The following is a 25029-nucleotide window of genomic DNA, read 5'->3' on the forward strand; positions in this document are numbered from 1 at the left end:
GTCCTCGGTCCGCTGTGACGAAGCCGGACAAGGAAGCGTCCGCCTGGACGGCACCAACCAGTCCCCGGTCAGCGCAGGAACGGGTTGCCCGCCCGCTCGGCGCCGATGGTGGAACCAGGACCATGTCCGCACAGAAACGAATAATCGTCATCCAGCGGCAGCAGCTTGGTCTTGATCGCGGCGATCAGGGCATCATGGTCGCCATAGGGAAAATCGGTGCGGCCGACCGAACCCTGGAACAGCACGTCGCCGACCAGGATGAAGCGCGCCGCGCGATGGACGTAGACCAGGTGGCCGGGCGTGTGGCCGGGGCAATGGAGCACCTCGAACACGTGCGGGCCCAGCGTGATCGTTTCACCCTCGGTGATCCAGCGATCGGGGGCGACGTTCTGTGCCGCGAACCCGTACTGGGCCGCCTGGTCGGCGATGCCGTCCAGCAGGAACGCGTCGCGGCGGTCCGGTCCCTCGATCGGCGGCCGGAAGCCGGTCTTCGCCACCAGCGCCGCCTGCAGGCCGGTGGCGCCGCCGGCATGGTCCAGGTGACCATGGGTCAGCAGGATACGCTGCACCGTCACGCCGGTCTGCGCGATGGCGGCCATGATGCGGTCCACGTCGCCGCCGGGATCGACGACCATGGCCTGCTTCGACGCCTCATCCCACAGGATGGCGCAATTCTGCTGGAACGGGGTCACCGGCACGATGGCGCCGCGCAGGCGGGCGGTGGGGGCGTCCGTCATCGGTGCAACTCCGACATCAATGCGGCGTGTGTCAATGCTGCGGCGTGGGTATCAGTGAAGCTTGGGCGATTTCAGGAAGCTCATGCGGTCCGCCGACCGGATGGCGATCCGCCGCGGCGACCCGTCCCGTTCGATCCGCATCCGCACCTCGGCCCCGGCGCTGCCGGACGACCAGACCCGGCGCCACAACCCGGCCAGGTCGGGGATATCCTCGTCATTCACCGTCAGAATCCTGTCCCCGGCGCGCAACCCCGCCTGTTCGGCCGGTCCGTTATCGGCCAGTCCGCCGATTACCAGCGTGTCATCGGATTCGGTGGCGTACATGCCCAGCCAGGGCCGAGCCGGGCGGTTGACTTTGCCGAAGCTCAGCAGGTCTTGCATGATGGGCGCCAGCAGGCCGATGGGCACGATCATGTTCATGTCCAGCCGGTTCCCCTTCCCGTCCCCTTGCTGCAGGATCAACGAGCCGATGCCCAGCAGCTTGCCGTCGGTGCCGATCAGGCCGCAGCCGCCCCAGAACGGGTGTGCTGGCGCGGTGAACAGCGCGTCGTCCAGCACGTATTCCCAGTAGCCGGCAAATTCCTGGCGGCCGACGATCCGCGTCTCGATCGCGTGGTGGCGCCCGCCGCCGGCGGCCATCACCGCCTGGTCGCCGACCTTCAGCCGATCCGAGTCGCCCAGTTCCAGCACCGGCAGGTCCAGCTTGCCCAGGGCCTGCACCAGGCCGAAGCCGGATTCCTGGTCAAAGGCGAGCGCGTGGCCTTGCACCGCCTTGCCGTCATTGGAGGTGATCCAGATCGTTTCAGCCTCGGTCACCAGATAGCCGATCGTCGCGATCAGGCCGGTATCGGAGATCACAACGCCGCTACCGGCCCGCTCGGTTCCCAGCGTATTCGCGGTAAACGCATCGGCCGGGATATAGGTCTTGAGGCTCACGACCGCTCTCAGCGCCCGCTCCAGGTCGAAGGAGTAGTCGCTCGGGTCGGGCTGCAGATTGGGCGGAATCTCCCAGTCTTCCTTTTTCATGCCTCGACGTCGTCCCTGATTTGGGCGTCCCTTCGGTGGCGTATCGCTCATGGCATCCGACTATATCGGCTCTTTCCGCGCGGTGGACAATGTCGAGGCCCGCCGAACGGGCGATTCATCGTGACCGCGACCGCTCATTCGCCTCGACCTGCTCGGGTGTGAGCTGGAATCCCGCGATGATGTGATAGGAGGGACCGGCGACACCATTGCCGACCGGCAGCGCCAGCTCCAGCCCCTTGCTGGTCAGCGTGACCCGATCGACATTGGGCGGGAAATCGACCCGCACCGGCAGCAACTGCTTGTCGATCACCTCGCCGCCACGCATCACCGCGACGAAGGTGGTCAGGTCCGCCTGGCGCCCCGCCATCGCGGGCCCGCGCTGGACCGAGATGGTAACGGATACCTTGGCCGCCAGCGTGTTGTCGTCCGATCCCTGGGAGCATTCCCCGTCGACCCGGGTGACATGGGCCTGCACCACCATGTCCGTCAGGTCGCGGCCGGTGCCGTTGAACTGCGTGACGTCGGCCAGGGCCGGAACCAGTTGCGCGACCGGACAGGCCGGCGCGAACTCATTACGGCTGGGGCCGCAGCCGAACAGCGGCAGCAGCAGGACCGGCAGCGCCGCGCGCAGCAGCGCCGTCCGCACCGTGGGCCGGGCCACCGTCCCCGCGGCCTTCATGCCGGCGGGCATCATCCCCACGGGCATCGTCCCCACGGGCATTATCACAACAGGCATCATCACAGTGCCGCGCGCAGATATTGCGGCAGCAGCGCCGGTTTCACGCCCAGCGCCTTGGCAGCGCGCAGCGGCCAGGCCGGATCGGCCAGCAGGCCACGCGCCAGCAGCACCACGTCGGCGCGGCCATTGGCCACGATCTCCGCCGCATGGGTCGGTTCGGTGATCAGACCGACCGCGCCGGTGGCGATGCCCGCGCGGTTGCGGATCGCGTCGGCGAACGGCACCTGGTAGCCGGGATGCAGCGACGGGATCGTCTGGTCCGGCGCCACGCCGCCCGAGGAGCAGTCGATCAGGTCCACCTTCCCGGTATCGGCGATCATCCGGGATACCGCGACGGTGTCCTCGATGGTCAGGCCGCCGGCCACCCAGTCGGAACACGACAGGCGGACCCATAGCGGCAGGTCGGACGGCCATTCGACCCGCACCGCCTCGATCACTTCCATCAGGAAGCGAACGCGGCCCTTCAGGTCGCCGCCATAGCCATCGTTGCGGTGGTTGGACACGGGCGACAGGAAGGAATGGCCCAGATAGCCGTGCGCGCCATGGATCTCGGCCAGCTTGAACCCGGCCTGCCGCGCCATGCGGGCCAAGGCGGCGAACTGGCCGACGATGCCGGCGATCTCATTCGTCGTCAGCGCGTGCGGCACGGTCGCGCCGTCCGTGGCCGGCAGGGCGCTGGGGGCGACGGGGGTCCAGCCGCCATCCGCCACCGGGATCGGCTTGCCACCTTCCCAGGGCACCTGGCAGGACGCCTTGCGGCCGGCATGCGCCAGCTGGATGCCCGGCACCGCGCCGCACAGCCCGATCACCGACGCCAGGCGGGTCAGCAGCCCCTGGTGCTCCGGTGTGTAGCCGCCCAGGCAGCCATGGGTGATGCGGCCGATGGCGGACACGGCGGTCGCCTCGGCGATCACGATGCCGGCGCCACCGGCGGCCCGAGCACCCAGATGCTGGACATGCCAGTCGGTGCCGAGTCCTTCGACGGCGCTGTATTGGCACATCGGCGCCACCACGATGCGGTTGCGGGCGGTCACCGACCGGAAGCTGATCGGCTGGAAGAGCAGAGGCGTGGACATCCGGGACGTGATTCCTGGTTCGAGGAGCGATCGATGAAGCCATATACCGCGTCGCACGCCTGAAGCCACCCGGCGCCGCGCGGCCGATGCCCGCAAACCCGGCACCGGCGATCGCGCATCGGCAAACCCACACCGGCAATCCGGCATCGATAAGCGGGTGTCGGCGCCCGGCGGCGTCGGCCGATGGCGCGGCAACGCGGTATCGCGGTATCGCGGCGCGGCAAGGCGCGATACTACGGAGCGGCACAGACCGTCGGGGGTGCGCGATGGTGAACATCCTGTCCATCCAGTCCTGGGTTGCCTATGGCCATGTCGGCAATGCCAGCGCCGTCTTTCCGCTGCAGCGCCTGGGCGCCGAGGTCTGGGCGGTGAACACGGTGCAGTTTTCGAACCACACCGGCTACGGTGCCTGGCGCGGCTCCGTCCATACCGGCGACTCGGTACGGGACGTGGTGGACGGCATCGCCGATCGCGGCGTGCTGGGCGGCTGTGACGCCGTGCTCAGCGGCTATGTCGGCGGGGCGGATATCGGCGATGCGATCCTGCACGCCGTCGCCAGCGTGCGGCGGGCCAATCCGCGGGCGCTGTATTGCTGCGACCCGGTGATCGGCGATGTCGGCCGCGGCGTGTTCGTGCGGCCAGGGATCGAGGATTTCCTGCGCGACCACGCGGTGCCCGCGGCGGACATCCTGACCCCGAACCGGTTCGAGCTGGAGCGCCTGACCGGGCACGCGTGCCCGACGCTGGAGGCGGCGAAGCGCGCGGTGCTGCGCCTGCGCGCGGATATGCACGACCAGGGGCCGGCCTGCGTGCTGGTCACCAGCCTGGACACCGCAGAGACCCCGCCGGACTGCCTGGACATGCTGACCTTCGAGGCGGGCGGCTTCCACCGGCTGCGCACGCCGAGACTGGCGCTGGACATCAACGGTGCCGGCGACGCCATCGCCGCGCTGTTCCTGTTCCACCGGCTGCGCACCGGCAGCGCCGTCGCGGCGCTGGAGGCGGCCGGCTCCTCCATTTACGGCCTGCTGAAACGGACCGCCGAGGCGGGATCGCGGGAAATCCTGACCGTCGCCGCCCAGGAGGAGTTCGTGTCACCGTCCCGGCTGTTCCACGCCGAGACGTGCTGACCCGGCGGCGACGCCATCCGGCGCGTCACCGCCCGGAATCGGTCCGGGCCGTCCGAACAGGAAGCCCTGGCCGTATTGCACGCCTAGTTCCAGCATCAGCGACACATCTTCCTCGGTTTCGACCATTTCCGCGATCGTCTCGGCCTTTGATGAGGCGGCCATGTCCTGCATCGCCCGCACGAAGGACCGGCCCTGCTGCCCCTCGGAGGCGGATCGCACAAAGGCGCCATCGATCTTCAGGTAGTCCACCCGCAGGTCGCGCACATAGCGGAACGAGGCGCTTCCGGCGCCGAAATCATCCAGGCACACGGCGACCAGCGCGGCGCGCAGCCGGTCCACCTGCATCGCGGCCGCGGCCATGTCCTCGATCTCAACGGTCTCGGTGATCTCCACCAGCAGGCGGCGCGGCGGCAAGCCTACCAGTTCCGCCAGCAGCTTCTGCACGAAGGTCGGGCTGACGATGGACCGGCCGGACACGTTCACCGCGATCGAGGCACCCGTCCGCCGGATGGCCCGCACCGCTCGGCGCAGCACCGCCAGGTCCAGGTCGGGAGACAGGCCCAGGGCCTCCACCATCGTGACGAAATCCTGAGTCCCCATCGCGTCCGATGCGTCCGGCGGCAGGCGCAGCAGCGCCTCGTAATGATGGATCTGCCGGTCCCGCAACGACACCACCGGCTGATACGCCAGGGTGAACCGCGAGCCGGTGATCCGCGCGGCCAGCGCGCGCTTGCGGGTACTCACCTGCTCGATGATGCCCGACAGGCCCTTGGCGCCGCCCAGGGCCTCGACGCCGTCGATCCCGCCGCTGCCAAAGCGCGACAGCGCCAGGCGCAGCGCCTGCACCGACTGGCTGATGCTCAGCAGCCCGGCATTCAGGTCGATCGTGGTCTGCCGCACCTCGGCGGCGGTGCCGCCCAGAGAGCTGCCGACCAGGCCGCTCAGGGAGCGGGACAGCTGCGCCATGTCGATCGGGCCGGGGCCCAGGATGCCGAAACGCCCGTCGCTGATCTCCCCCAGCACCACGTGGTCGCCGCCGGTCTCCGCGGCCAGCCGGCCGATCATATGGGTCAGCGCGCCGCGGTGGGTGGCGTCGAGGCCCTTCACGTCCAGCAGGCCCATGACGCCGGCCTGCCCGGCCTTGAGCCAGTTGGCCGCCTCGATCTGAAAGTCCCGCCCGCCACGGACCCAGGGCAGCGACGACACCTTGCCGTCCGGGGGCGGCGCCAATGTCAGCAGGTAGCGCGGCGCCGGCCCGTCCACCAGCATGCCGGACAGCACGTGCCGGCTTTCGGCGGCATTGGCGACGCCGAGGAGCAACGGCGCGAGCCGGCCGCGCGAGGCGATCACGGCCAGGGCCCGCGCCAGTGCCTCCCTGTCACGCGGCGCGATCAGGCTGCAGAGCTGGCGCCCGACCGCGTCCCGCGACGGCATGTCGAACACGGTGCTGACAGCGCCGCCGGCCCAGCGGATCGTGCCGTCCGGGTCCAGATCGATCAGCACGTCCGCCGAGGCGAAGGCGAAGGCGATCATGTCGTTCAGCCGGGTGAGATCGCGCACGACGGCCAGGTGCAGCCCGGGCCGCAGGCGGCTGACGCTCAGCGACAGCGTCACGGCGTGGGCGCCAGCGACGGCGCGCAGCTGGCGCTGATCGAGGATGGTGCCGCTGGGCGCGGTGAAGCCCGCGACCTTCTCCATCAGGTCCGGGCAGATGGCGGCCAGGCCGGTGAAGACATTCTCCAGCGGCGTGTCGGGCAGCAGCGGATACAGCAATGCGCGCGCCGACGGGTTGATCATGAGCACCATGCCCGCGGTATCGAAGCTGAGGAGTCCGATCGGGGCGCGCCGGACGATCTCGGCGAGGTCGTCGGCATCGGCGGACTGTCCGTCATGCCGAGACCCCTCTGGCGAAGGCCCTTCTGGCACGGGCCCCTCTGGCAAGGGCCCCTCTGGCAAGGGCCCCTCTGGTTCGTCCGGCGAAAGCCCTTCCGGCGAATGTCCCTTTGGCGAATGTCCCTTTGGCAAAAATTTCGTTGGCCGGGAGCCCGTTGGCGGGGTTCCCTCAGGGCGTTCATCCAGGCGATTCACCGCAACCTCCGCGTCCCGGGCCCGGACTAGCAGGGGATGCTTAAGCCTTGGTTAACCGGCTGACCCGGCGCGGGTCGCCACAACCCACGGTTACCCACAGGGCGGCGGCGCCGGTGGGCGGGACATTGATAGTTGTCCACAGCTTTCTGATGCCCGGCGGCATTCCGCCCTTGCCGCGTCGGACGCCTGCCTATACCGTATCTAGTAGTTAGAACCTCTCAAGGGACCATGATATGGTATGGAGCGAGGAAACGATCCAGCGCTTGAGGGAATTGTGGGATCAGGGTCTTTCCACGGCCGAAATCGGCCGGCGGCTTGGCGTATCGAAGAACGCCATCGTCGGCAAGGCCCATCGGCTCGACCTGACCGCGCGGCCCTCCCCCATCCGCCGAGAGGCTTCCCCACGGACGGAGCGTCCTGCCCCGACCGTGCGTCCCGCCGGTCCGACCTTGCCGCCGCTGCCCAGCGCCGCCGCGCCCGTGCACGCCTCCGGCGGCATGTCCCATGCCGTATCCCCGGCGGTCTCCGTTGCCGCCCCGCCGGCCCAGGCGCTGCGGCCGGTGACGCCGCTGCCGCGGCCGGTCGCGCCGCCTCCGCCGCCCGTGCGGCCGGTCGCCGCGCCGTCCCCGTCGCGCCGCAGCGCCCCCGCGTGCTGCTGGCCGATCGGAGAGCCGGGCAAGAAGGATTTCCGCTTCTGTGACGGGGCGTCGGTCCCCGGCAAGCCATATTGCGAGGAACACGCCAGGCTCGCCTATGTCCGCATCCGCGACCGGAAGGAGGACGCGGCCTGAGGCGGACCGGCCGTGGCCGGCCCGGACCGTGGAATCCCCGGACCGTGGATCTAGCCGTGGATCTAGCCGTGGATCTCTGGGGCGACGGCTCCCCGGGCGGCGGATATCCGGACCGTGGAATCCCCGGGGTGATGGGTGAACAGCGTGAAGCGAGGCAGCCGGCGTGTCCGGATGACGGGCCGCCACCTCCGGCGAGTCGGGCCCGGGTCGCCGGCGGTGGCGCCGGCACCCGGGTTGGGGCGCCCGGGCAAGGCGCTCTGGCAAGACGCTCTGGCAAGGCGCCCGGGTCAGGCGCCCGGGTCAGGCGATCGAGCCGGCCGGTCCCGGCTTGGCGGGCGGATGGGCCCGCCGCTATAAGGACCGCGATCCTGTAGCCGAGAGTCCCGATGACAATCGATAGCGCCACGATGAGCGCCGCTTCCCCCGCGTCCGACGACGATCTTGCCACCGTCGCGCGCATCTGCATGGTCAACAGCCAGATTCGCCCCAACCGGGTGAACGACCCGCGCATCCTGGCGGCGATGCGGCGCATCCCGCGCGAAGGCTTCGTGCCGGCGGCGCGGCGCCACATGGCCTATCTGGATGAGGACGTGCCGCTGGGCCATGACCGTTTCCTGATGGAACCGATGGTGCTCGCGCGCATGCTGAAAGCCGCGAACCCGCGGGATGGCGAACGGGCTCTGGTCGTCGCCGCGGGCGCGGGATACGGCGCCGCGGTGCTGGACGCCTGTGGCTGCAAGGTCTTCGCGCTGGAGGAAGACCCCGACCTGATCCGCCTTGCCCGCGAGGTGCTGCCGCGGGAAGCGCCGAACGTGACCCTGGTCACCGGTCCGTTGGCAGATGGCTGGGCCGCGGAGGCGCCCTTCGACCTCATCGTCATCGAGGGCGCGGTCCCCGAGGTTCCGGCGGCATTGACGGGACAGCTCGCGCCGGTCACCGGCCGGCTGCTCACGGTGCTCGACACCGGCGCCGGCATCACCCAGGCCGTCATCGGCGAGATGACGGCGGCCGGGCTGCGCACCTGTCCTCTGTTCGATTGCGGAACGCCGCTGCTGCCGTCGCTGCGCAAGGCGCCGGTCTTCGAGTTCTGACCGGCGTCCCGTCCATGCGACCGGCGGCAATTTGACCGGCGGCAATTTGACCGGCGGCAATCGGACTTGACCAACCGCCCGGCACGCGCCGCAAAAGCCACACCGGGGACGCAATATGGTCCGCTAACGCACGCGTTTTGCAGGGAATGCTAGACAGATCGCCTCGGTTCAGGGGAAATCTGCACACACATGCACCGTGGGCGCATTGCGGCAACGCGCCGTTAACCGGTTGTTCAGAAAGTCTGCCGATATTGAGGGGCGGCGCTGCCGACGCCCTTGGGAGAGTACCTATGGGTCTGCGTCTTGGTCTGCTCCTGAGCCTCAGCGTCGTGGCGGTGTCAGCCACGGCCATGGCGCAAACGGCACCCACGGCGCGCAAGCCGACGGCAGCGGCGCCGCAGCCGCGCAAACCGGCCGCCAGGTCCGCGCGCAGCGGCGATCCCGGCACCCCGCGCACGCTGGCCGAAGCGCTGGCGGCAACCTATTCGAACCAGCCGGCCCTGCAGGCGGAGCGGGCCAAGCTGCGGGCAACGGACGAAAACGTGCCCGCCGCGCTGTCCGGCTGGCGCCCCACCGTGGTGATCGCCGGCTCCACCGGCTACGGCGATGGCATGACACGCGCCTATACGTCGACGCTGAACAGGGTGGTGAACTCCCGGAACGACCGGCTGATCGGCACGGCGCAGGCGACCGTCACGCAGAACATCTATACCGGTGGACGGACACAGGCGCAGGTCAACCAGGCGAAGAACCAGGTCTACGCCGAGCGGGCGACCCTGCTGGCGCAGGAACAAAGCAGCTTCAGCGACACCGTCAGCGCCTATGTCGGCGTCATCTCCGCTCGGCAGCTCCTGGCCCTGCAGGTCAACAACGAGCAGGTGCTGGCCAAGCAGCTGCAGGCGACCAACGACCGGTTCCGGGTGGGAGAGATCACCCGCACCGACGTCGCCCAGGCCGAGGCGGCACTGGAAGGCGCCAAGGCATCCCGGGAGAAGGCCGAGGGTGACCTGCAGACGGCGCGCGCCACCTACACGAAGGTCATCGGCTATGATCCGCCCGACGACCTGATCGAGCCGCAGCCGCTGGCCCTGCCGGTGAGAACAGAGCAGGACGCGGCGCAGCTGGCCTCGACCAACAACCCGAACGTGCTGACCGCGATGTTCAACAACGCGGCCAACAAGGATGCGATCGACGTCGCCTTCTCGCAGCTGATGCCGCAGGTCAGCGTCCAGGGGCAGACCTTCCAGCAGCAGAACGCCGCTTCCCGCAGCACGTCCACCAATGGCTATGCCGTCACCGCACAGGTCAGCGTGCCGCTGTACCAGGGCGGCTCGGAATACTCCGGCGTGCGCAAGGCACGGCAGACGCAGCAGCAATCCCAGCGGGAGATCGAAAATCAGCGCCGGATCGCGGTGCAGGCGGCCGTGCAGGCCTGGGATACCCTGGTTGCCGCCAGGGCCGCGGCCGAGAGCACGCGGGCGCAGATCAGGGCCAACGAGGTCGCGCTGGAAGGCGTGGAGCGCGAGGCGATCGTCGGCAGCCGCACCACGCTGGACGTGCTGAACGCGACGCAGACCTTGCTGAACTCCCGCACCAACCTGGTCACCGCGCTGTCGCAGGTGGTCATCGCCTCCTACCAGGTGGCGTCGGCGATCGGCCGCCTGACGGCACGCGACCTGCACCTGCCGGTGCCGCTGTATGACGACACCGCCTATTACAACGCCGTGAAGGACCGCTGGGCCGGCCTGGGCGACTACGCCACCGACCAGCCGGGCCGCTGACCATGAGGTGACACAACCCATGCCGGAGCCGACCAAGGCCACCACGCAGGATGCCGCCGACCCGTCGATGGAGGAGATCCTCGCCTCGATCCGGCGCATCCTGAACGAGGACGAGACCAGCGCGGCGGCCGAACCGCCGCCGGAGCCCCAGCCGCAGGCCGAGGCGGACGACGACGTCCTGGTGCTGGATCGCTCCATGCTGGTCACACCGGCCGACGAGGCCCCGCTCCTGGCGGAGCACGCCGCGACGGACCATCCCGCCGCCGATCACCGTGCCGAGGCCGCCGAACCGGCGGCTGGCGCCGCCGCTGCCCTGCCGCCGCCCGACCTCGCCCGAACCGAGGGCGTGACCGCGCCGGCGGCGCTGCTGGCGCCGGAGGCCGCGGCGGCGGCGGCATCCTCGGTCGACGGGCTGCTGCGCACGCTGGCGGCCAGCCGGTCCACCCAGGTCCATCGCGGCGGGCCCACCCTGGAGGACCTGGTGCGGGCGGAAATGCGCCCGCTGTTGAAGGAATGGCTGGACAGCCACCTGCCCGACCTCGTGGAACGGCTGGTCAGGGCTGAAATCGAAAGGGTCGTCGGCCGGGCGGTTTCCTGATAGGAGGCCGGTTTCGCCCCGCTGGCCCCGCCGGGGGCCTGGCCCGTTTGACACAGTGATCGAGACACAGATGACCCTGGACAGCCGGTTCGCGCCCGCGGACGTGGAACCCCGCCTTTATGAAGGCTGGGAGAGAAACGGCAGCTTTGCCTGCGACCCGTCGTCCAACGCGCAGCCCTTCACCATCATGATCCCGCCGCCGAACGTCACTGGCAGCCTGCACATGGGACATGCGCTGACCTTCACGATCCAGGACACGCTGATCCGCTGGCGGCGGATGCAGGGCCGCGACGCGCTTTGGCAGCCGGGTACCGACCATGCCGGCATCGCGACGCAGATGGTGGTGGAGCGGCTGCTGGCCGCCGACGGCAAGGACCGCCGCGACATGGGCCGCGACGCCTTCGTCGAGCGGGTCTGGCAATGGAAGGCCGAATCGGGCGGCACCATCACCCGCCAGCTGCGCCGCCTGGGAGCCTCGCTGGACTGGCCGCGCGAGCGCTTCACCATGGATGCCGGCCTGTCCGAGGCGGTGCGGGAAGTGTTCGTCACCCTGTACCGCGAGGGCCTGATCTACCGCGACCGCCGGCTGGTGAACTGGGACCCGAAGCTGCAGACCGCGATCTCCGACCTGGAGGTCGAGAACCGGGATATGAAGGGTTCGCTGTGGTATCTGCGCTACCCGGTGGAGGGGGAACCCGGCCGTTTCATCATCGTCGCCACCACGCGGCCCGAGACGATGCTGGGCGACACCGCGGTGGCGGTGCATCCGGAGCATCCGGCGATGGCGGGGCTGATCGGCAAGCGGGCGATCCTGCCGCTGGTCGGCCGCTCGATCCCGATCGTCGCCGACACTTACGCCGATCCGGAAAAGGGCACCGGCGCGGTGAAGATCACCCCGGCGCATGATTTCAACGATTTCGAGGTCGGGCGGCGCCACGGCCTGCCGATGCCGTCGGTGCTGGACAAGCAGGCCGCTATCACGCTGACCGAGATCGAGGCCGATCTGCGCGCGGTGGACGGCGTCGCCGATCCCGCCTTCGTGCGTTCGCTGGCCGGGACGGACCGGTTCAAGGCGCGCGCCGCCATCATCGCGGAGCTGGAACGGCTGGAGCTGCTGGAGAAGATCGAGCCGCACACCAACACCGTCCCGCACGGCGACCGCGGCGGCGTGCCGGTGGAGCCGCTGCTGACCACGCAGTGGTACTGCAACGCCGAGGTGCTGGCAAAGCCGGCGATCGAGGCGGTGGAGACCGGCAGGACCGTGTTCGTGCCGAAGCAGTGGGAAAACACGTTCTTCGCCTGGATGCGCGACATCCAGCCGTGGTGCATCTCCCGCCAGCTCTGGTGGGGCCATCGCATCCCGGCCTGGTACGGGCCGGACGGGTCGGTGTTCGTCGCCAAGGATGCGGCGGAGGCCGCCGCCCTCGCCCGCGCCCGGTATGGCCGCGACGAGGTGCTGACGCAGGACGAGGACGTGCTGGACACCTGGTTCAGCGCCGCGCTGTGGCCGTTCTCCACCCTCGGCTGGCCGGACAGGACGCAGGAGCTGGATCGTTACTATCCCGGCGACGTGCTGGTCACCGGTTTCGACATCATCTTCTTCTGGGTCGCCCGCATGATGATGATGGGCCATCACTTCATGAAGGACGTGCCGTTCCGTACCGTCTACATCCATGGCCTGGTGCGCGACGAGAAAGGGCAGAAGATGTCCAAGTCGCGCGGCAACGTCATCGACCCGCTGGAGCTCATCGACAGCTACGGCGCGGATGCGCTGCGCTTCACCATCTGCGCGCTGACCGGCCCCGGCCGCGACGTGAAGCTGGGTGCCTCCCGCGTGCAGGATTATCGCGGCTTCATCACCAAGCTGTGGAACGCGGCGCGGTTTTCCGAAATGAACGGCATGCGGATCGATCCCGGCTTCGATCCCGCCTCGGCGAGGCTGCCGCTGTCGCGCTGGCTGCTGGATGCGTTCAACACCGCGCTGGCGGACGCGACCGCGGCGCTGGATGCCTATCGTTTCGATGAATACGCCGCCGCCTGTTATCGTTTCGTGTGGCATGATGTCTGCGACTGGTTCCTGGAGTTCGCCAAGCCGCTGCTGGCCGAGGGCGCCGATCCGGCGCATGCGGCGGAGATCCGGGCGGTCGGCGCGCATGTGCTGGGGCTGACCCTGCGGCTGCTGCATCCGGCGGTGCCCTTCGTGACCGAGGAGTTGTGGGATCGCTTCGGCTATGGCGAGCCATGCAGCCTGATCGGATCCGCATGGCCGGAGGCCCAGCCGGTCACCGAGGCCGCCGCCGCGCGCGCGGAGCTGGACTGGGTGGTGCGGCTGATCAGCCTCGTGCGGTCGGTGCGCAATGAGATGAACGTGCCGCCGTCGAAACCCTCCCCGGTGCTGCTGCAGGGCGCGCCGGCCGAGGCCCTGGCGCGGGCGGAGCGCTGGCTGGAGGCGATCCGCCGGCTGGCCCGCGCCTCCGAGGTGCGGGACCTGTCCGGCGACGTGCCGACGGGATCGGCGCAGGCGGTGCTGGATGAAACCACCGTGATCCTGCCGCTGGAGGGGCTGATCGACCTCGGCGCCGAGCGCGCCAGGCTGACCAAGGAGCGCGACAAGCTGGCCGCGGATGCGAAGAAGACGCAGCAGAAGCTGGCGAACGCCGATTTCGTCGCCCGGGCGAAGGAAGAGGTCGTGGCCGAGAACCGCGAGCGGCTGGCGGCGGCGGAGTCGGAGATCGCCCGCCTGACCGCGGCGCTGGCGCGTCTCGGGTAGCGCGGGGCGGGACGGCGCCCTTGCCCGCGACGGCCGCCCTCCTGCCTGCCGACACGTGGCCGGAATCGGCATCGCCGTCACGCAACGCATTGACGCCGCCGCGTCGCCTCCCTATTAGTAGTTGTCCCTCCTGAAAATGGGCTGGCTTGGGTTCGATCTGGTTTGAGTTCGATCCCCGCGTGCCGCCCGCTTCGACATTCACAACCGGCTTCGATCGACTGGGTTTGACCCGACCGGGCACCGACCCAACCGATATCCCGAGTCTGATCGGGCCCCCAACTCCGTACCCGTACGTCCGAGGTTCCGATTCATGCATCTCGCTGAACTCAAGAAGAAAACACCAGCCGAACTGGTGAATTTCGCCGAATCCCTGTCGGTGGAGAACGCGTCCTCCCTGCGCAAGCAGGACATCATGTTCGCCATCCTGAAGAACCTGGCGGATAGCGACCAGGTCATCCAGGGCGAAGGCACGCTGGAAATCCTGCCCGACGGATTCGGCTTCCTGCGCAGCCCGGAAGCCAATTACCTGCCGGGTCCCGACGACATCTATGTCAGCCCCAGCCAGGTCCGCCGCTTCGGCCTGCGCACCGGTGATACGGTCGATGGCCAGATCCGCGCCCCGCGGGAAGGGGAGCGGTATTTCGCCCTGGTCAAGGTCGACACGGTCAATTTCGAGCCGCCCGAGGCGGTTCGCCACCGCGTCAATTTCGACAACCTGACGCCGCTCTACCCGGAAGAGCGGCTGAAGATGGAAGTCGAGAACTTCCAGTCGGTCGCCAAGGGGCCGACCAAGGATTTCACGCCGCGTGTCATCGACCTGATCAGCCCGATCGGCAAGGGCCAGCGCGCGCTGATCGTGGCGCCGCCGCGCACCGGGAAGACGGTGATGCTGCAGAACATCGCCACCGCGATTTCCGCCAATCACCCCGAGGTCTTCCTGATCGTGCTGCTGATCGATGAGCGGCCGGAGGAAGTCACCGACATGGCCCGCAGCGTGAAGGGCGAGGTGATCGCCTCCACCTTCGATGAGCCGGCGACGCGCCATGTGCAGGTGACCGAGATGGTGCTGGAGAAAGCCAAGCGCCTGGTCGAGCACAAGCGCGACGTGGTGATCCTGCTGGACAGCATCACCCGCCTCGCCCGCGCCTACAACACCGTGGTGCCGTCATCCGGCAAGGTGCTGACCGGCGGCGTCGATGCCAACGCGCTGCAACGCCCGAAGCGTTTCTTCGGTGCCGCCCGTAACATCGAGGAAGGTGGCTCCCTGACCATCATCGCCACCGCGCTGATCGATACCGGCAGCCGCATGGACGAGGTGATCTTCGAGGAGTTCAAGGGCACCGGCAATTCGGAAATCATCCTGGACCGGAAACTGTCCGACAAGCGCGTCTTCCCGGCGATCGACATCACCAAGTCGGGCACCCGCAAGGAGGAATTGCTGGTCGAGCGCAGCACGCTGTCCAAGATGTGGGTGCTGCGGCGCATCCTGAACCCGATGGGCACCACGGACGCCATGGAGTTCCTGCTGGACAAGCTGAAATACAGCAAGACCAACAACGATTTCTTCGACGCGATGAATACCTGAGGCCGGGAATACCTGAGGCCGGAACCGGCGGGCGCGTGCCCGCCGGCGGCACCGGTCTCAGGCCGCCACGCCGCCTCGCGCCTTCTCCCGCAGGTCGAATTTCTGGATTTTTCCGGTCGACGTCTTCGGCAGCGGCCCGAACGTCACGTATCGCGGGCATTTGTAGTGCGCGAGGTGCTGGCGGCACCAGGCGATGACGTCCTCCGCCGACACCGCGGGCGCATCCGGCTTCAGCGTGACGAAGGCCTGCGGCGTCTCCCCCCATTTATCGTCCGGACGGGCGACGACCGCGGCCTCCATGACCGCCGGGTGCTTGTACAGCACCTCCTCGACTTCCAGGGACGAAATGTTCTCGCCCCCGGAAATGATGATATCCTTCGCCCTGTCCTTGATCTCGACATAGCCGTCAGGGTGCATCACCGCCAGGTCGCCGCTATGGAACCAGCCGCCGGCGAAGGCCTCCGCGGTGGCGGGCTGGTTCTTCAGATAGCCCTTCATCACGGTGTTGCCGCGCAGCATCAGCTCGCCCATCGAGGTGCCGTCGGCCGGCAGCGGTGTCATGGTGTCCGGGTCCATCACCGCGGCATCCTCGATCATCGGCGTGATCACGCCCTGGCGGGCCATGAACGCCGCCTTCCGGTCGATCGGCATCTCATCCAGACCGGGCTGCCACAGGCAGACGGTGGACGGGCCATAGGTCTCGGTGAGCCCGTACAGATGCGTCACCGCGAAGCCCATGGCCTCCATCTGCGCGATCACGGTGGACGGCGGGGCGGCGCCGCCGGTGGCGATCTTCACCGTCTGCGGAAAGCTGCGCCGCGCCGCGTCCGGCGCATGGATCAGCATCGACAGCACCACCGGCGCGCCGCACATATGGGTTACGCCATGATCGGCGATGGCGGCGAAGATCAGCGCCGGCTCGACCCGGCGCAGGCAGACATGCGTGCCGCCCGCCAGGGTGACCGCCCAGGTGTAGGTCCAGCCGTTGCAGTGGAACATCGGCAGCGTCCACAGATAGACGCTCTGCGGTGACAGTTGGAAGGTCAGCGCATTGGCGCAGGCATTCAGATAGGCGCCGCGATGATGCGCGACGACGCCCTTCGGGTTCCCCGTGGTGCCCGAGGTATAGTTCAGCGCGATCGCCTGCCATTCGTCGTCCGGCAGGCGTACCGGGTGCGACGGGTCGGCGGCAGCCAGAAAATCCTCATATTCGACGGTGCCGACCCGCTCCAGGCCGCCGACATCGTCGATGTCCACCACGCGTGCGTTCAACCCGTGTATGGCGGGACGCATGACGGCGGCGAATTCGGTATCGGTCAGTACGACCTTGCTCTCGGAATGGCCCAGGATGAAACCGATCGCCGCCGAATCGAGGCGGATATTGATCGAGCACAGCACCGCGCCGAGCATCGGCACGGCGTAGTGTGCCTCCAGCATCTGCGGGGTGTTCGGGGCCATGATCGCCACCGTATCCCCCTTCCCCACGCCGGCCTTGGCGAGAGCGGAGGCCAGGCGGCGGACGCGTTCCAGGAACTGGCCGTAGGTGAAGCGGCGGTCGCCGTGAATGACCGCGACCCGGTCCGGGTAGATGCGCGCGGCGCGGGTCAGGAAGGAGACAGGCGACAGCGGAACATGGTTCGCCGGCGTACGATCGAGATCCTGATCGAAGATGGACATGAGCATTTCCTCTTGGCCGCCCGGCGGGACGGGTTCGTCCGGGCGTGGTCCGCTGGACCGAGCGGTGAAGCTATGGCACAGCCGGCCGCGGATGTCGCGCCAACCTGTCGCGCGGCCAGCCGGGAGAGAATGCCATGCCGGAATTCCTGAAGATCACGGTCGAGGATCACGTCGCCACCGTGATGATGAACCGCCCGCCGGTGAACGCCCAGCACACTCCGTTCCGGGAGGAGATCATTGCCGCGTTCGACGGCTTCAGCGATCGCGACGATGTGCGGGTGGCGATCCTGACCGGCTTCGGCAGCATGTTCTCGGCCGGCGCCGACATGAAGGCACGCCCGCAGAGCGGTGAGCCGGGCGAATACTGGGCGTTCAACCGCTATGTGCGGGAAATGTTCAATGCCATCCACGAATGCGCCAAGCCGGTGATCGCCGCGGTGAACGGTCCGGCGCTGGGCGCGGGCTTTGGCCTGGTCGCCGCCTGCGACATCATTCTTGCCTCGGACAACGCCGTGTTCGGCATGCCGGAGATCGATATCGGCCTGATGGGCGGCGCCACCATGCTGCAGCGCTTCTTCGGCCCGTCCCGCGCGCGGCGGATGTTCTTCACCGGGTGGCGGGTGCCGGCGGCGGAGCTGTATCGCACCGGCGTGATCGAATGCGCGGTGCCGCTGGAGCAACTGATGCCGGAAGCCATGAAGATCGCCACCGACATCGCGTCCAAGAGTCCGCTGGCGATGCGCTATGCCAAGCAGTCGATGAACGTCACGATGCACATGCCGCCGCGCGACGCCTACCGGTTCGAGCAGGGGATGACCGTCGCGCTGTCGAAGTCCGAGGACGCGAAGGAGGCTCGGGACGCCTTCTTCGAGAAGCGCAAGCCGGTCTGGAAGGGCCGGTAGGCCCGGCCACGGCGGCTGCTCGGGCCGCGCGCGGCTGGATCTGCGACTTCGAGGATGCCGGAGACTTCGAGGATGCCGGACGGATTGTGGAAGGCGGTGTGAAGCTCCCTGCGTTTTCTTCGCCGCCCGACATCCCGCCTCGCCGTGTCGCACACCGCCAGCCCCGCGTCAAACGCAATTCTGCCATACGGCCATAGGGCGGCGCCGCGCCGTCTTGCGTCAGCCATAGGCAGACGACACATTCGTCCCACACAGTGCGGGAGCGCGCCTTATGGATTTCGACCTGTTCGTCATCGGCGGCGGCTCCGCCGGGGTGCGCTGTGCCCGTATCTCGGCCGGACACGGCGCCCGTGTCGCCGTCGCCGAGGAGCGTTTCTGGGGCGGAACCTGCGTCAATATCGGCTGTGTGCCCAAGAAGCTGCTGGTGCAGGCCGGCGAATATGGCGCCTGGGCCGATGACGCCGCCGGCTTCGGCTGGACCATCCAGAAGGGCCCGCATGACTGGGCGAAGCTGATCGCGGCCAAGGACCGGGAGATCACCCGGCTGGAGGGGATCTACCGCAAGCTGCTGAGCGGCGCGGGCGCGACGATCTTTGACGGCCGAGCGGTGCTGGAGGATGCGCACACGGTGCGCATCGGCGACAAGCGGGTCACCGCGGAGAAGATCGTCATCGCCACCGGCGGCCACCCGGTGCGGCCGGACATTCCCGGCGCGGAACTGGGCATCATCTCGGACGATGCGTTCTACTTGAAGACGCTGCCCCGCAGCGTGGCGATCGTCGGATCCGGGTTCATCGCGGTCGAGTTCGCCGGCATCTTCCGGGCGCTGGGTGCCGAGGTGCATCTGATCTATCGCCAGCCGCAGCCGCTGCGCGGCTTCGACCACGATCTGCGCAAAGGATTGGCCGACGCGCTGCAGCAGCAGGGCATCGTCCTGCACCCGAACTGCAGCCCCGAATCCGTCACCGCCGACGGCGCCTCGCGCCTCCTGACCTTCGGCGCCGGGCAGACGCTGGCCACGGAGCTGGTCTTTTTCGCCACCGGCCGTCGCCCCAGCACGCGCGGGCTGGGGCTGGAAGATGTGGGCGTCGCGCTGAACGCCAAGGATGCGATCCGCGTGGATGACGATCTGCGCAGCTCCGTTCCCAACATCTATGCCATCGGCGACGTGACGGACCGGATCAACCTGACGCCGATGGCCACCGCCGAGGGGCATGCGCTGGCCGATACGCTGTTCGGCGGCCGGCCGCGATCGGTGTCCCTGCAGAACGTTCCGTCAGCCGTGTTCAGCACCCCGCCGATCGCCACCGTCGGCCTGACCGAGGAGCAGGCCTGCACGATGCGCCCGGTGGACATCTATATGACGACGTTCACCCCCATGCGCCACAACCTGAGCGGCCGCGCGCGCAGGACGCTGATGAAGCTGGTGGTGGACAGCGAAACCCAGAAGGTCGTCGGGGCGCACATGCTGGGCGAGGACGCGCCGGAGATCATCCAGGGTATCGCCATCGCCGTGGTGATGGGAGCGACGAAGGCGGACTTCGACCGCACGATCGGCATCCACCCCACGGCAGCCGAGGAATTCGTGACGTTGCGGACGCGGACCCGGGTGACCGGGGTGGCGGAGGCGGCGGAATGATGCGGAACGCTTGCGACAAGAACCGTCTGTTCGTTATCCCGGAGCGGAGATCGGCGAGCTGATCCAGGACCAAAAGGAGGTCGATGGCCCGTTGGCGGAATTGTTTCGCAGACTTGATGAAATCATCGCCACGAACATTGAGCAACGCTCCGACCTCTCCGCATCGGTCGAGAACACCTATCCAACCTATCCGCGCGTGGCCTTGCAGGAACTGATTCGCAACGCCGTGATCCACCGGAACTATGAGGCAACAACGTCACCGGTGATGCTGAGCTGGTACGCCGACCGGGTCGAGATCACCAGCCCCGGCGGACCCTGTGGCATGGTGACGCAGGAGACCTTTGGCCAGCCAGGCTTGACCGATGCCAGAAACCCCGCGCTCGCGAGCGCGGCCAAGTCGATGAGATTCGTCCAGCGGTTCGGATCAGGCATTCCTCGCGCACAGGCGGCCTTGCGCCCCCAGCCCCCTTGCCCTTAGCCCCCTGCCCGGTGATCCGCATTGTCTCGCCCAGCTCAAGGACTACCGGTCTCTCATGCCGCTGGCCCAGGAAGCCCGAAAGCCGATGTTCCTGCTGCGCCCTGCCGACGGCGCCTTCGGTGGCCACCAGCAGGCGGTCGCCCGATGCTATGCCGATTTCAGTGCCTTGGCGCTGGCGATCGCGGGCCGCATCGCACTGGGACTGAAAGCCGCCCCCGGGTGACGGGCTGTCACGCCCCCCTCACCCGCCCGAACAGGCCGATCAGCGGATCATCGCCCGGCAGCGGCAGCGTGCCGGCCAGCAGGTGTCCCTGGAACTCACCCAGCGCGCGGTAGCTTTCGAACTGGCTTTCCGAAAAGAACTGATCCATCGTCGATTCATGCGGAAACGACGCGCTCCCGCTCGCATAGGCGGCGACGGCCGTCGGCACGGCGGCCAGCAGCGTCGGCTTCACATAGATGATCTCACCCTGACCCAGCAACGATCCGTCCGCGGCCAGGTACTGCACCGAACCGGATGCGAAGCCGCGCGGCTGCGCCACCTTTCCCGCCGCCACCGCCGCGCGGCTGCCGATCCCGGCCGTCGGCAGATCGATCCGTACCGGCAGATCGATCTCCGCCTTGCGGATCATCATGCCCAGATCGACGAAGGCGCAGTCCGGGTCCTGCGAGGCGTCCACCACCACGATCCAGCGGCAGCGCCGCTTCAGCATCTCGTACACCCCCAGATTGTCGAAATGCCCGCCATCGGACAGGTATATCGCCGCATCGTCACCGCGTGCCGCGCCGCGCAGCTCGTTCAGCAGCGCCGCGACCGAGTCCGCCGGCTTGGACAATTGCAGCGCGGCAGCGCTCGACCGGGCCGGATTGGCGTACCACGCTCCCAGCCGCACGTTGAACAGGGTCATCAGCAGCGCGACCAGCGGATTGGAGTGATAGCCCCAGGTCGGTGACGCCGCCGCGCCCGAGATCGTCATCACGCTGCCCAGGTGCATCCCCTTGTCCCGGCCATCCTGGTCGTATTCCGTCTCCATCCCGCCGAACAGGCGCGTCTCCACGAAGGCGCCGCGGCCATGGTCCAGCGCCCCGGACCCGCACCGATGCGGGGTCGCCACGAAGGAGGCACCCTGCCGCTCCGCCCAGGCGCCGCGCTCCCCCGTCGTGATGTTCAGCGTCATGTTCATCACCGGAAACAGGGGGCCGGCATGCGCCAGCGCCGCCAGGCGCGGATTGTCGTCATCATCGAAGCCGGTGAACGGATCGGGATGACGGGAAGCGGGATCGCGCGCGGTGCCCAGGAAGGCGCGCACCAGCCGGTTGCGGTAGACCGCGTGCATGGAAAAGCGGTTGACGTTCACCACCGAGCGCAGCCGCAGCAGGGCGGCGATCAGCAGCAGGCCCAGGCCGATCTGCAACAGCACCGGCACCCAGCGGCCGGACACCGGACAGGGCGGCGTTTCCACCCGCCCGCGGTCGCAGGCCTCCCCGGCCAGCAGCCAGTCGCTCGGCAGCCATCCGGCGATCGCCCCCAGCGTGTCCTGCAGCAGGGCCGACAGGAACGCGAACAAGGTGACGATGAACACCAGCGGCAGCACGACCTGCGCCGCCGGCAGCCAGCGCCGCCAGTTGCCGCTGTTCACGTCGGCGGTGATCCGCGCCGCCGCCTGCTTGCCCAGCCAGGATGACAGGAAGCCGGAAGCGATGGCGCTCAGGCCGGCCAGCGTGATGTTCAGGCCATGCGCCTCGCCATTGCTCAGCGTGAACCAGCGCGACGGCACGATGCAGGCCGCCGCGAACAGCGTCCAGGCCAGGTTGAACGCCAGCGTCGTGCCGTTCAGCCGCGCCAGCCACTCGCGGTCCAGGTCGCCGAACCGCGCCTCCCGCCGCCAGCCGATATACAAGGACCCGTGCGCCAGCAGCAGCCCGGTCAGCACCACCGGCGCGATCAGGGTCAGCACGTCGGCGCGCGCATCGACCCAGACCACCTCGTGCGCCTGGTTGACCACAGGGTGCAGCAGCATGTTGCGGACCGAGAACAACACCTGCAGCAGGAACCCGAAGCCGGTGGAGGACACCGCGGCGGCCCACAGCCAGCTTTTCCGGTTGGTGTCGAACAGCGCCCGCGGCCGCGACGAATCCAGCCCTTCCCCCCGCCGCAGCGGCGGCGTCCCGGCGCGCGCGACCTGGAACGAAATGACCAGGGTGGCGAAGAACCCGAACGGCAGCAGTACATTGCCGACCAGCATGCGAACCAGCCGGCGCAGGCCGGTCACGCCGGCAGGCGGCTCGACCCAGTCCCACCAGCCCGCGCCCAGCAGGTATTGCAGCGCGACCGGCAGTGACACGGCGAAGGCCAGCGCGCAGGCGGTCGCCCGCCACCGTGCCCGCTGCTGCGCCGCCTTCTCCGCCACCCATGTCCGCACGTGGTCCTGCCGCTGGCTCGGCACCCAGCGGGCGGCGGTCACGACACAGACGCCCATGGCGGCGAACCCGGCCAGGCCGATCAGCAGGGCCAGCCAGTCGCGCGCGCCAGCCGCCCAGACCAGCGTGCGATGCAGGATCGGCAGCAGTGCGATGACCAGGAACAGCGGCAGGAACACCGCCCAATTGACCAGGAAATTGCGGCCGTACAGGGCCACCGCCGCCCAGCTGTCCGCCGAGGCCGGCCCGGTGCGCGGCGCCAGGTAGTTGGTGAAGTCGCGTAGCCGGTCCAGCTCGGGGATCTGCCGCGCCCGCAGCCGCTGCTCCACGTCCAGCGCCCGCGCCTTGCCGTCCGCCGCGGGCGACCCGGACAGCATCTGATGCAGCCAGGCACTGATATAGCCGCCGCCCGACACGGTGGACAGGTAGTCGAACCGGTGCAGCACCCGTGCCTGCGCCAGTGCCTGCAGGAAGCCCAGGCAGAACGCCGAGCTGCGGATGCCGCCGCCCGACAGGCACAGGGCCGCGCCGCTGCCATGCGGCACGCCCAGCACCTCGGCCTCCCGCGCCAGGGCCTCATCTTCCGGGAGGAACTGCGCGGGCTCTGCCGGGTGACGCGTCGCCATGCGTTCTGTCCTCGCATCGATCCGCCGGCAGACTACGTGAACATCGACACGGACAACAAGGAAACCGCTCATCCCGGCGCGGCACCGGCCACCGCTGGCGGCGGACGGCCGGAACGAATTGCCGGCCAGGCCGCGGCACCGCTATCCTGCCGCCAACGGCCGACAGAGCCATGGGAGGGACATCATGAAACGACGCACATTGCTGGCCACCGCGGCGGCCGCCACCTTGGCACGCCCGGCGATCGCGGCGCCCGACAGGACGCTGATCTTCATTCCGCAGGCCAACCTGACCAGCCTCGATCCAGTCTGGACCACGGCCACCGTCACGCGGAACTTCGCCTGCATGGTCTATGAGATGCTGTATGCCCGCGACCAGGCTTTCGTACCGCGGCCGATGATGGTGCAAGGCCATGTGGTGGAGGATGACGGCAAGCGCTGGACCATGACCCTGCGGGAGGGCCTGACATGGCATGACGGGACGCCCGTGCTGGCACGGGACTGCGTCGCCAGCCTGCGCCGCTGGATGAAGCGCGACGCGGTGGGCGCCACCATCGGCGCGCGGCTGGAGGAGCTCGGCGCGCCGACCGACCGCAGCATTGTCTGGCGGTTCAACCGGCCGCTGCCGTTGCTGCCGCACCTCCTGTCGAAGGTGCAGCCGCAGCCGGTGATGATGCCGGAGCGCCTGGCAGCGACCGATCCGTTCAAGCAGGTCTCCGAGATTGTCGGCTGCGGACCGTTTCGTTTCGAACCATCTGATTATGTGTCGGGCAGCCGAGCGGCGTTTTCGAGGTTTGAGCGGTATGTGCCGCGGCAGGAAGCGCCGTCCTATCTGGCGGGCGGCCATGTCGTGAAGGTGGACCGGGTGGAATGGCGCATCATCCCCGATGCCGCCACCGCCGCGAACGCGCTGATCGCCGGCGAGGTCGACTGGCTGGAACTGCCGCAGCCGGACCTGATCCCGATGCTGAAGACCAGGCCGGGCGTCAGCACCGGTCTGCTGGACATCTTCGGCACCGTCGGAATCCTGCGGCCGAACCATCTGCTGGCGCCGACCAGCAATGTCGGGGTGCGCCGGGCGATGTTCGCCGCGATCGACCAGCGGGAGGTGATGGTGGCGGCGATGGGGGAGGATCCCGCGTCCTGGCACGTGCCGATGGGCTACTTCCTGCCCGGCTCGCCGGCGGCCAACGACGCGGGCATGGATTTCGTCCGCAAGCGTCACAGTGTCGATGATGTGAAGCGCATGCTGGACGCGGCGAAGTACGGCGGCGAGAAGATCGTATTCCTGCATCCCACCGACCAGCTCGTCTACAATGCGATATCGACGGTCGTGGTCGACCGGTTCCGCAAGGCGGGCCTGACGATCGATGAGCAGATGACCGACTGGGGCACCGTCGTGCAGCGCCGCCCGTCGAAGGAGGGCTTGGACAAGGGCGGCTGGTCGATGTTTCCCGCCGGCGCGCCGGGGCCCGAGTTCGTCGACCCCCTGTTGGCGAACACGCTGCGCAGCAACGGCTCCAAGGCCTGGTTCGGCTGGCCGGACGACCCGGCGCTGGAGGCCGCGTACAGCGCCTGGCTGGATGCGCCCGACGACCATGAGCGGCACCGCCAGGAGATCGCGTTCCAGACCGCCGCCTTCACCTCCGTTCCCTCCATTCCGCTCGGCCAGTACCTGCCGCATGCGGCCTGGCGCTCGAACGTGACCGGGCTGTTGAAGGGGTCCGCGCCGGTGTTCTGGAATGTCGAGAAGAGTTAGCGAAGGTTCCAAAATAGTAACCCGATCCGGCCGCCGGTGACGAAACGTTCATGTTTGATTCCTGAGGCGAATTTCGCAGCCGCACTCTAGGGATAGCGTCATCGGCGTCCACCGCGTC

The 25029-nt window shown here is 68.6% G+C and carries 19 protein-coding genes; 12 read left to right on the forward strand and 7 right to left on the reverse strand.

What is annotated here, in order from left to right:
* Positions 1-68 precede the first annotated feature (68 nt).
* The 4 genes from VHC04_RS06745 to VHC04_RS06760 form a co-directional block, all read right to left on the reverse strand.
* The gene (locus VHC04_RS06745) at positions 69-737 is read right to left on the reverse strand and encodes an MBL fold metallo-hydrolase (protein WP_325679329.1); all 669 of its coding nucleotides are present in this window, start codon (positions 735-737) and stop codon (positions 69-71) included.
* 51 nt (positions 738-788) lie between these two features.
* Entirely contained in the window at positions 789-1763 is a 975-nt protein-coding gene (locus VHC04_RS06750; protein ID WP_325679331.1) for a S1C family serine protease, read from the reverse strand.
* 115 nt (positions 1764-1878) lie between these two features.
* Positions 1879-2478: a hypothetical protein gene (locus VHC04_RS06755; protein ID WP_325679333.1), complete on the reverse strand. Its 600-nt coding sequence runs from the start codon at positions 2476-2478 to the stop codon at positions 1879-1881.
* Between the two features lie 23 nt (positions 2479-2501).
* Positions 2502-3578, reverse strand: coding sequence for an NADH:flavin oxidoreductase/NADH oxidase (locus VHC04_RS06760; RefSeq protein ID WP_325679335.1), 1077 nt, complete (start codon positions 3576-3578; stop codon positions 2502-2504).
* 266 nt (positions 3579-3844) lie between these two features.
* On the opposite strand from VHC04_RS06760, the gene pdxY reads away from it, so the two are divergent.
* Positions 3845-4708: a pyridoxal kinase PdxY gene (gene pdxY, locus VHC04_RS06765; protein ID WP_413789065.1), complete on the forward strand. Its 864-nt coding sequence runs from the start codon at positions 3845-3847 to the stop codon at positions 4706-4708.
* Here pdxY and VHC04_RS06770 read toward each other — a convergent pair.
* Positions 4673-6634, reverse strand: coding sequence for an EAL domain-containing protein (locus tag VHC04_RS06770; protein ID WP_325679337.1), 1962 nt, complete (start codon positions 6632-6634; stop codon positions 4673-4675). The genes pdxY and VHC04_RS06770 overlap by 36 nt on opposite strands.
* A gap of 395 nt (positions 6635-7029) precedes the next feature.
* Between VHC04_RS06770 and VHC04_RS06775 the strand changes: the two genes are divergently transcribed.
* The 6 genes from VHC04_RS06775 to rho all read left to right on the forward strand — a co-directional run bounded on the left by VHC04_RS06775 (position 7030) and on the right by rho (position 15412).
* Positions 7030-7587, forward strand: a complete 558-nt coding sequence (locus VHC04_RS06775; protein ID WP_325679339.1) for a GcrA family cell cycle regulator — start codon at positions 7030-7032, stop codon at positions 7585-7587.
* Positions 7588-7973: 386 nt separating this feature from the next.
* A complete protein-coding gene (locus tag VHC04_RS06780; protein ID WP_325679341.1) occupies positions 7974-8678 on the forward strand; it encodes a protein-L-isoaspartate O-methyltransferase family protein in 705 nt (234 codons plus the stop codon).
* A 290-nt stretch (positions 8679-8968) separates the two neighbouring features.
* Positions 8969-10459: a TolC family outer membrane protein gene (locus tag VHC04_RS06785; RefSeq protein WP_325679343.1), complete on the forward strand. Its 1491-nt coding sequence runs from the start codon at positions 8969-8971 to the stop codon at positions 10457-10459.
* 19 nt (positions 10460-10478) lie between these two features.
* The gene (locus VHC04_RS06790) at positions 10479-11057 is read left to right on the forward strand and encodes a DUF2497 domain-containing protein (RefSeq protein ID WP_325679345.1); all 579 of its coding nucleotides are present in this window, start codon (positions 10479-10481) and stop codon (positions 11055-11057) included.
* 70 nt (positions 11058-11127) lie between these two features.
* Positions 11128-13827: a valine--tRNA ligase gene (locus VHC04_RS06795; protein ID WP_325679347.1), complete on the forward strand. Its 2700-nt coding sequence runs from the start codon at positions 11128-11130 to the stop codon at positions 13825-13827.
* A 310-nt stretch (positions 13828-14137) separates the two neighbouring features.
* Positions 14138-15412 carry a transcription termination factor Rho gene (gene rho, locus VHC04_RS06800; protein ID WP_325679349.1) on the forward strand — a complete coding sequence of 425 codons (1275 nt, stop codon included), beginning with the start codon at positions 14138-14140 and terminating at the stop codon, positions 15410-15412.
* A gap of 57 nt (positions 15413-15469) precedes the next feature.
* On the opposite strand, the gene VHC04_RS06805 is transcribed toward rho, so the two are convergent.
* Complete coding sequence (locus VHC04_RS06805) at positions 15470-17089, reverse strand: acyl-CoA synthetase (RefSeq protein WP_325679351.1); 1620 nt, start codon at positions 17087-17089, stop codon at positions 15470-15472.
* Between the two features lie 134 nt (positions 17090-17223).
* Between VHC04_RS06805 and VHC04_RS06810 the strand changes: the two genes are divergently transcribed.
* The 4 genes from VHC04_RS06810 (at position 17224) to VHC04_RS06825 (ending at position 20331) form a co-directional block, all read left to right on the forward strand.
* Complete coding sequence (locus VHC04_RS06810) at positions 17224-17991, forward strand: enoyl-CoA hydratase/isomerase family protein (protein ID WP_325679353.1); 768 nt, start codon at positions 17224-17226, stop codon at positions 17989-17991.
* A gap of 271 nt (positions 17992-18262) precedes the next feature.
* Entirely contained in the window at positions 18263-19630 is a 1368-nt protein-coding gene (gorA, locus tag VHC04_RS06815; protein ID WP_325679355.1) for a glutathione-disulfide reductase, read from the forward strand.
* Positions 19631-19640: 10 nt separating this feature from the next.
* Positions 19641-20108, forward strand: coding sequence for an ATP-binding protein (locus VHC04_RS06820; protein WP_325679357.1), 468 nt, complete (start codon positions 19641-19643; stop codon positions 20106-20108).
* Between the two features lie 55 nt (positions 20109-20163).
* Positions 20164-20331, forward strand: coding sequence for a hypothetical protein (locus VHC04_RS06825; RefSeq protein ID WP_325679359.1), 168 nt, complete (start codon positions 20164-20166; stop codon positions 20329-20331).
* A gap of 7 nt (positions 20332-20338) precedes the next feature.
* Here VHC04_RS06825 and VHC04_RS06830 read toward each other — a convergent pair whose 3' ends face one another.
* Positions 20339-23155, reverse strand: coding sequence for a patatin-like phospholipase family protein (locus VHC04_RS06830; protein WP_325679361.1), 2817 nt, complete (start codon positions 23153-23155; stop codon positions 20339-20341).
* A 184-nt stretch (positions 23156-23339) separates the two neighbouring features.
* On the opposite strand from VHC04_RS06830, the gene VHC04_RS06835 reads away from it, so the two are divergent.
* Positions 23340-24911, forward strand: a complete 1572-nt coding sequence (locus VHC04_RS06835) for an ABC transporter substrate-binding protein (protein ID WP_325679363.1) — start codon at positions 23340-23342, stop codon at positions 24909-24911.
* The last annotated feature ends 118 nt before the right edge of the window (positions 24912-25029 follow it).

The organism is Rhodopila sp., assembly GCF_035548095.1.
Taxonomy (GTDB): Bacteria; Pseudomonadota; Alphaproteobacteria; order Acetobacterales; family Acetobacteraceae; genus Rhodopila.